The following is a 7,169-nucleotide window of genomic DNA, read 5'->3' on the forward strand; positions in this document are numbered from 1 at the left end:
GTTTCGTATCGAAAAATGATAACTAACAAACCATCACCAGAAGAGTTCAAGAACTTAAGTATCCAGTATTTGGTTCAATCAGTAGATCTCTTACTGAAGACAGAAATGGCTCTTGCCGTTCATGGTGACTGGGAAACTAACGATGAGCTTGATGAATATTGGGAAACCCGGCAGGGAATACTCGGAAATTCGTTAATAATGCTCTTTCTCTCCATCGAAAATTATTTTAAGCATGAAATATGTAAAATTGATTCACTGCTTTTGATTGCGGGAGAGCCTTCTAAATGGGGTTTGTCGACAGAAAATAAGGACTTCGAGGATCTATACATACATCAGTTTGATGATTTGCTCGTTATTTTTCAGGAAATAACTTCTAAAGAGATAGAGCCAACAGTAAAGGGACAGCTGGATAATTTACGAAAGAAGCGCAATAAATATACCCACGGTTTACATCGAGATATTTTGGGACCAGCATATATTGTCGACTTGATCGCTATATTCTTAACAAAGTTATGGGGAACTGAGTGGGTAAAAGATTTCAAGTCAGTTATGTTAACGGAGCCACTTTACGGTCTTTCAAACGAAGAGGAAGAGCAGATGCAACTGCTCTACTATTTTAAATTCTTTGAGAAGTACTTATCGCAAAAAAAGTTTAGAAAATTAATAGGGATGCCGGATTCTGGAAGAAGATACCATTGCCCTTACTGTACGAATTGCTCGATTGAATCAGGAATGATAGTTGAAGCAAATTATGCATTACTTGAACCTAATCAACCAGATTCAGAAGAACTTGAATGCTGGCTCTGCGAATCTTTTGCTGAAATTGAGAGGCGTGATTGTATCTCGGCGGGGTGTCTTGGCAACGTCATTTTTCCTAAGGATTCACATTATGAGCACACCAGTAACTGTTGTCTCACATGTAGCTTAGTTCAAAGTGACTAACGAAGCATTGTAGCGTCCAAGCCGTTGAATGCGTGTTAGATAGTATGAATAACTTTTCCTCTGATGTGTTTGAAGGATTTGATGTAACTGAAGATGAGGTGACTCACTTTAGAAATAATCATGCAGGGTTCTGTGGTGTTGATATGAATCGGCTAAGTCAATTCTTATTGATTCAACTCACCTCAATGAGTAAACATAGAACTTACAACTCTTTTGTAATTACGGATGTTATACAAGAGTTGGAAGGTGTCGGTCGTGGTTACAAACAGCGAGTTGACCAATTCAAACATTTGCCGCTTAAAGGATTGTTCAAAGCACATTTTTCTGATGCACAATTCTTGGTTAGAAATCTGGTAAATCACTGGGGGTTAGAATTTGAAAATAGCCCCAAATTTAATTCTCTTTGCTCTTACGTGACAGAGGAAGAACAAAAAAATCCATCAAAATTTGGCTGGCAAGGCCGGCTTGCCCACGAAATGGTAGTAAGCGGATACAAGGAAAGAGCAAGGCAGAATAAACTTACCGGAGAATGGATTATTTTTGCAAAGCACAAAAATTTAAACTATTACCTTTGCATTTCTAGGCATTCAAAATCGAATCGAGCAGATCAGGAGATTTATGACTTTCTCAAGTTGTTATGTGAGCATGAGTATCCATTTCTACTATCCGACTCAGCTATTTAACTCTGGTTCAAAAGGAACGCGCCTACAGCGCGCGGCATTGCTCCAAGTTAAGTCTAATTACAATGGATGATTTGGAAAGTTACATCAAAGAATATGGAGGCATTCAGCCTCCTCATCTTGCATTTTATTCGCAGGCCATTCGATTTAACGTTGAAGCAGCAATGGTTTCAATTGATTTTTTGGCAAGCTTTATTGAAATGACGAATGAAAATAAAGGAAACTACGAGAAGACTGAGGAGCTGCAAGATGAAATTCTCGACCACATCCAGAATCTACTCATTCATGCTGGCGCTTTATCTCGGTATTTTTGGCCTTCTAAACCGGGAAAGCATCGTTTACATGAATACCGAGCGGAAACATTGAAGAAACATTATGGCCTTAGCGAAGATAGCGCTCTAAAGAGCCGTACGCTCAGAAACCTACTTGAACACTTTGACGAAAACTTAGATAAATATCTTTGGAGTAAGCCAATTGTCGGGTATGTATTACCAGCGTATGTTGGTGGCCAAATAGAGAGTGGAGGTGTTCCTGCTCATTTATTTAGGGCTTTCTACATTGATGTTGGTGTTTTCGAAACTTTAGGTGTCCGTCATGAAATCCAGCCAATCGTAGATGAAGTCTGTTATTTATACGAAAGGTTCCACAATTCACCAAACACATAACAATTCAACCAACTTCGCGCCTGCGTTGCAGGACGCAGCTATGTTACACCTTTACTTTGTAGAAACATGAACGCATCACATGAAGTCATATTCATAGTTCGTGACCAACAGCTATTTCGAATTAGAAAGGGTAAAGAAAAGCTGATGTGTATAGCTTATCCAGAGCTCGTAAATATTATTGATGAAGGCAGTAAATCTCACCCCAAGAATATTTATCACTTTCATATTCACTCAAAGACTAATCCCAATTACGTGAATGTTTCTCTTCCAGGGGATAAGTTGGCTACTAAAACGGCGTTGTCTAACCTCATGGGCAGCAAAATTCTATTTGCCAAATTCTTGGGCAATCAAAATGATTTTGATGATTTTTTAAAGCAGTCTTTTGATGAGTACTTTTCGAAAATCACAAATGATTAGAGCGGTTAGCTTGTTATATTTAGGCTCAATTTCTCGTTCCCATGCTCTGCGTGGGAATGGATCACGTAATTCCCACGGATGACCGTGGGAACCAGAAAGATGCGGATTTTAAATCGCCTTATTTCAACGCGGCATCACCCGAACACTCATGAGTGATTCCAGAGGCTCTGGCCGTGATAGATAAAAGCCCTGAACATAATCCACCCCAATCTGACGCAGAATATTCAGTGTTGCAGCGTCTTCAACAAACTCGGCAATGGTCTTTAAACCCATAATGTGGCCAATGTTGTTAATCGAAGCCACCATGGCTTGGTCAATCCGGTTATTGGCTAGCTCTTGAATGAAAATACCGTCAATTTTTAAGTAATCAACTGGTAATTGTTTGAGATAGCCGAATGAAGATAGACCACTACCAAAGTCATCCAGAGCGAACTGGCAGCCTAAGCTTTTCAATTCAGTTATGAAGCGAGCAGCATTAGCTGGATCAGCGATGGCAGCGGTTTCGGTGATTTCAAAGCAAATATTATTTGCCGGTACTTTGCGCTTCGTCAGTTGTTCCTGAATTAATTGCAGGATGTCTTCGCGACCGATGGAGGCACCAGATAGATTAATTGAGCAAAATACGGGCTGCTGGTTTTGGCGAAGTTGATCACCCATCCAAGCCAGCGTATTGCGAATCACCCATTGGTCGATCTTGGGCATTAACCCAAAACGTTCGGCCGCTGGAATAAACGCTCCTGGCGGAATGATTTCACCTTGTGGACCGATCATGCGAGCCAGAATCTCATAATGCGGCATGGTGTTATCGCTGTTTTCCAGCGGAACAATCGTCTGAAAATAAAGCCGGAAAAGATCTTTATCCAGCGCTTCTTGTAATCGACTGGCCCATTGAATTTGACCCTGGCGCTCCTGGGCCTCAATGTCATCCGGTTGGAACAGATGCACCCGGTTACGACCGCGGTCCTTAGCCGCGTAGCATGCGGCATCAGCATGGCTTAATACTTCATCCAGACTGCCACTAGCCTCGGTAATACTGACCAAACCGATACTAACGCCCACTGAAAACACCTGACCTTCCCAGGAAAAACGAAAAGCGGTAACAGTTTTTCGCAATGCTTCGGCAATGTCCTGCCCTTTTTCAATTGGACAATGAGTGAGTAATACCCCGAATTCATCACCACCCAGCCGCGCCAAGGTATCGCTCTGACGAAGTACGGGTTTTAATAGATTTGAGAGCTGCTTTAACAGAACATCTCCGGCTCTATGTCCACAAGTATCATTCACTAATTTGAACTGGTCTAAATCCAGATAGCAGAGCAGATGTTCGGCTTTATCATGATGGGCTTCATAGATCAGCGATTCCAAACGCTTTTCAAACTCACGTCGATTGATTAGGCCAGTTAGGGTGTCATGCACCGCTTGGAAGGTGAGCATCTTCTCTAAACGGCTGTTTTGAGTAATGTCTTGTAACGCCACCACCCAACCTATGTTTTGCCGATTGGTATCCAACAAGGGGGCACAGTTGAGTTGGACTTCAAATTCTTCACCTTTTTTGTTTTTCAGGGCAAAAAGACGCTTTTGGCTGGTGTTAGATAATTTATCTGAATACTGCTTACACAATGTTGTGATGTTAATTGGATCCGCTTCGCTGTCCTCAATCAGAATAATCTCATCAATCGGTTTACCGAAAGCTTGCTCGGATGTCTGCCCCAGCAGTTCACTGGCCATTGGGTTTAGGTAGACGATCTTATAAGCTGCATCACAGGTGACAACCGCTTCAGTGATGGCTTCCAGCGTCACTTGTGCCAGTTCAGAATGTCGATGCAGACGATCTTCCATCTTTTTTCTTTCACTGATATCCCTCAGCATGGCGCTATATTGCACGCCTTCTTCGGTTGGGCTGGCCGTGGTGGTGACCTCCAGTGTGAAAGGCTCGCTTTTACTGTTTCTGGCGATGATTTCATAAGGGCCCGACTGTTGGCTGCTGGCCAGGGTAACAAATAAACGTTCCGGGGTTGTGCCCGAAAACGTTTGTTGGTTTTGTTCATGGAGTAAAACATCAGTTGGCTGCCCCACCAACTGGTGAGCAGGAAGGCCGAACATGATTTCCACGCCTGGATTGGCGCTGGTCACAATCCCCTGGCTGGAGAAGGTAATCACCCCGTCACGCATATCACGCACAATCAATCGGGTGCGTGTCACCATACGGTTCAGGTTAGCGATAACCCGGTTGTATTGAGAGGCAATCTGGCCGACTTCGGTAAATGGTTCAACTGGTACGCGTTGCTTCAAATCACCACTACGCTCTTGCGTTTGCATGGCTGAAAGCAGATCAGTGAGTTCGGTTTTCGCGCCATGTTCTGACACATTCAGTCCCTGCTGCTCGGCTTCGATACTGACGCGCAAAGGTATGTAACGGTTCAGCAGAAAGAGGAAGGTGATTGTCAGTGGAAAAATAAACAGGGCACAGGCGACTATGCCAAGCAATTGCACTTGCAGTTGGTCAAAGCGGCTTAAACCGGTATCCAGCAGTTGCAAATCACCAAAAATAGCAACGGCCAAAGTACCCCAGATACCGGCGACCAAGTGTACTGGCACTGCCGAAATGGCATCATCCAGCTGCATACGGTGCATCTGTTTTTCTGCCAGAAACATCACCAGCGCGCCAAGGCCACCAATCAGCGCCGCTTGCGGTGTTGAAACCACATGACAGCCTGCGGTAATGGCAACTAATCCGGCCAGGGTGCCATTAATGGTGAGCGCGGTGGTTTGACTATTATCCGGTTGGGTTTTTGATAGCAGGATGGCGGTGATCCCCCCGGCAGCTGCTGCGATGATGGTGTTGACGATAATGCCGGCAATGGCAGTGGTAAAAGCCAATGTGCTGCCACCGTTAAAGCCTATCCAACCGATCATAAAGAACAGCATGCCAAGTATCGCCAGCGGCAGGTTGCTGCCCGGGATATTTTGGACTTTGCCTCGAATGAAACGCCCGGTCCGTGGGCCGATAACAATCACGGCTGCCAGTGCTACCCAGCCACCGACACTATGTACCACGGTGCTACCCGCAAAATCAGTGAACCCCATGGCTTCCAACCAGCCAGGAGATTCATTGACGGCGCTACTCCAGACCCAGTGACCGAATACCGGATAGAGCAGCAAACTGATCAAGGCCGTGATGATGATGTAAACCACAAAGCGACTGCGTTCAGCGATGGCACCGGAGACAATCGTTGCTGCTGTGGCACAAAAGGTTAACTGGAAAAAGAAAAAACTGGCGTGCCAGAATTCATCTCTGGAAAAATCGGCAAGAAACCAATGAGTATCAAGTGTCAGGCCTTCATGGGCGCCAAACATAATGCCAAAACCAAACAACCAGAAGAGCATGGCAGCAACGATCAAATCAAACGCATTTTTAAGTGCCACGTTAATCGCATTTTTACTGCGGGTAAGCCCCGACTCCAGACACAGGAAGCCACCCTGCATGATTAGCACCAGCATCGCTGCAATTAACAACCATAGTGTATCTAGTGCACTCATATCTGACATTGGCAGTCTCCGAAAATGAAGTCAGCACTCTATCGGTGCGAGCGCTTTGCTTTCGCTGTTGATAAAGCGCCATCCTGCGTCGTGTAGAGTGTCGTTAGGTTTTCAATGAGCAGTATTTATGCCAGTTCAGCTAGGGATAATTACCTTGAAAAAAGGAGAGATTTAGAAGATTGATTTTTACCAAGTAGGATGGATTAATCAGCTTGATACGGTTTCTAGTTTTCGGATTGATTTCTATGCCAAAACTTCATTTGAGGCGCTTGATATCACGATAGAAATTTTCGTGTGAACCTAAGGCCATTAATTCCAGAACTAAGGCACCATCATCAAAACTGTAGCCAAGTAGAGTAAGTTGTTTACTCATTTTAAATTTATATACTCTCAGAAAAGCCAAATCTCCTTTCTTTTGCTCGCCAAGGTTGGGGTTGGCCATAAGTTCTCTGACGGCCGAATCGAGCTCTTTTTTCTGGTTGGGCTTAAGTTTCTTTACAGCTTTTTTGAAGTTAGGGGTCTGTAAAACACGGGAGGCTTCAACCAAAATCATAGACCTCCAGTTTGCCAGCTTCTCGCTCTGCTTTGGCGATGATAGCCTGCTTAACAAACTCGTAAGGCAAATCGGGATTATCTTCCATCATTTCGCCGATTTTGGCCCAATGCTCAATTTGCTTGGGTGGAGTTCGGTTAAGCGCTTTGGCCATAATGGTGGCCTTTTCAATCAGTTCTTGATCCAATCGTATGCTGTTAGTAGCCATATATTTTTCCTCAATGCAGTTTTAGTGATTGTAGCAATACGCTACAATTGAGGCAATCCGCTACAGATTCCGATAGTTGACTCTTTGTTAACGAGAGAACTATTGAGAGTTAAAATAAAAGCCAACTTGGTTTGTTTAAACTGTCTTGTCCTGAAATAAGTTGA

The 7,169-nt window shown here is 44.0% G+C and carries 7 protein-coding genes; 4 read left to right on the forward strand and 3 right to left on the reverse strand.

What is annotated here, in order from left to right; all coding sequences use genetic code 11:
- Positions 1-105: 105 nt before the first annotated feature.
- The 4 genes from B2337_RS14020 (at position 106) to B2337_RS14035 (ending at position 2,704) form a co-directional block, all read left to right on the forward strand.
- The gene (locus B2337_RS14020; protein WP_292413899.1) at positions 106-942 is read left to right on the forward strand and encodes a hypothetical protein; all 837 of its coding nucleotides are present in this window, start codon (positions 106-108) and stop codon (positions 940-942) included.
- Between the two features lie 44 nt (positions 943-986).
- Complete coding sequence (locus tag B2337_RS14025) at positions 987-1,625, forward strand: hypothetical protein (protein ID WP_292413900.1); 639 nt, start codon at positions 987-989, stop codon at positions 1,623-1,625.
- 62 nt (positions 1,626-1,687) lie between these two features.
- Positions 1,688-2,287, forward strand: a complete 600-nt coding sequence (locus B2337_RS14030) for a hypothetical protein (RefSeq protein ID WP_292413901.1) — start codon at positions 1,688-1,690, stop codon at positions 2,285-2,287.
- Positions 2,288-2,353: 66 nt separating this feature from the next.
- Positions 2,354-2,704: a hypothetical protein gene (locus B2337_RS14035; protein WP_292413902.1), complete on the forward strand. Its 351-nt coding sequence runs from the start codon at positions 2,354-2,356 to the stop codon at positions 2,702-2,704.
- Positions 2,705-2,827: 123 nt separating this feature from the next.
- Here B2337_RS14035 and amt read toward each other — a convergent pair whose 3' ends face one another.
- The 3 genes from amt to B2337_RS14050 all read right to left on the reverse strand — a co-directional run bounded on the left by amt (position 2,828) and on the right by B2337_RS14050 (position 7,005).
- A complete protein-coding gene (gene amt, locus B2337_RS14040; protein ID WP_292413903.1) occupies positions 2,828-6,253 on the reverse strand; it encodes an ammonium transporter in 3,426 nt (1,141 codons plus the stop codon).
- Between the two features lie 247 nt (positions 6,254-6,500).
- Positions 6,501-6,797, reverse strand: coding sequence for a type II toxin-antitoxin system RelE/ParE family toxin (locus B2337_RS14045; protein WP_292360760.1), 297 nt, complete (start codon positions 6,795-6,797; stop codon positions 6,501-6,503).
- Positions 6,784-7,005 (reverse strand): TA system antitoxin ParD family protein, encoded by a 222-nt coding sequence (locus B2337_RS14050; RefSeq protein WP_292360758.1) that lies wholly within the window; start codon positions 7,003-7,005, stop codon positions 6,784-6,786. Before B2337_RS14050 ends, B2337_RS14045 begins: the two co-directional genes overlap by 14 nt.
- Positions 7,006-7,169: the final 164 nt, after the last annotated feature.

Origin of the sequence: Methylophaga sp. UBA3192 (assembly GCA_002363955.1) — a bacterium.
Taxonomy (GTDB): Bacteria; Pseudomonadota; Gammaproteobacteria; order Nitrosococcales; family Methylophagaceae; genus Methylophaga.

Coding starts and splice junctions, on each gene's coding strand:
- B2337_RS14035 (WP_292413902.1), top strand. CDS start 2,354: ATGAACGCATCACATGAAGTCATATTCATAGTTCGTGACCAACAGCTA.
- amt (WP_292413903.1), bottom strand. CDS start 6,253: ATGTCAGATATGAGTGCACTAGATACACTATGGTTGTTAATTGCAGCG.
- B2337_RS14030 (WP_292413901.1), top strand. CDS start 1,688: ATGGATGATTTGGAAAGTTACATCAAAGAATATGGAGGCATTCAGCCT.
- B2337_RS14045 (WP_292360760.1), bottom strand. CDS start 6,797: ATGATTTTGGTTGAAGCCTCCCGTGTTTTACAGACCCCTAACTTCAAA.
- B2337_RS14020 (WP_292413899.1), top strand. CDS start 106: ATGGCTCTTGCCGTTCATGGTGACTGGGAAACTAACGATGAGCTTGAT.
- B2337_RS14050 (WP_292360758.1), bottom strand. CDS start 7,005: ATGGCTACTAACAGCATACGATTGGATCAAGAACTGATTGAAAAGGCC.
- B2337_RS14025 (WP_292413900.1), top strand. CDS start 987: ATGAATAACTTTTCCTCTGATGTGTTTGAAGGATTTGATGTAACTGAA.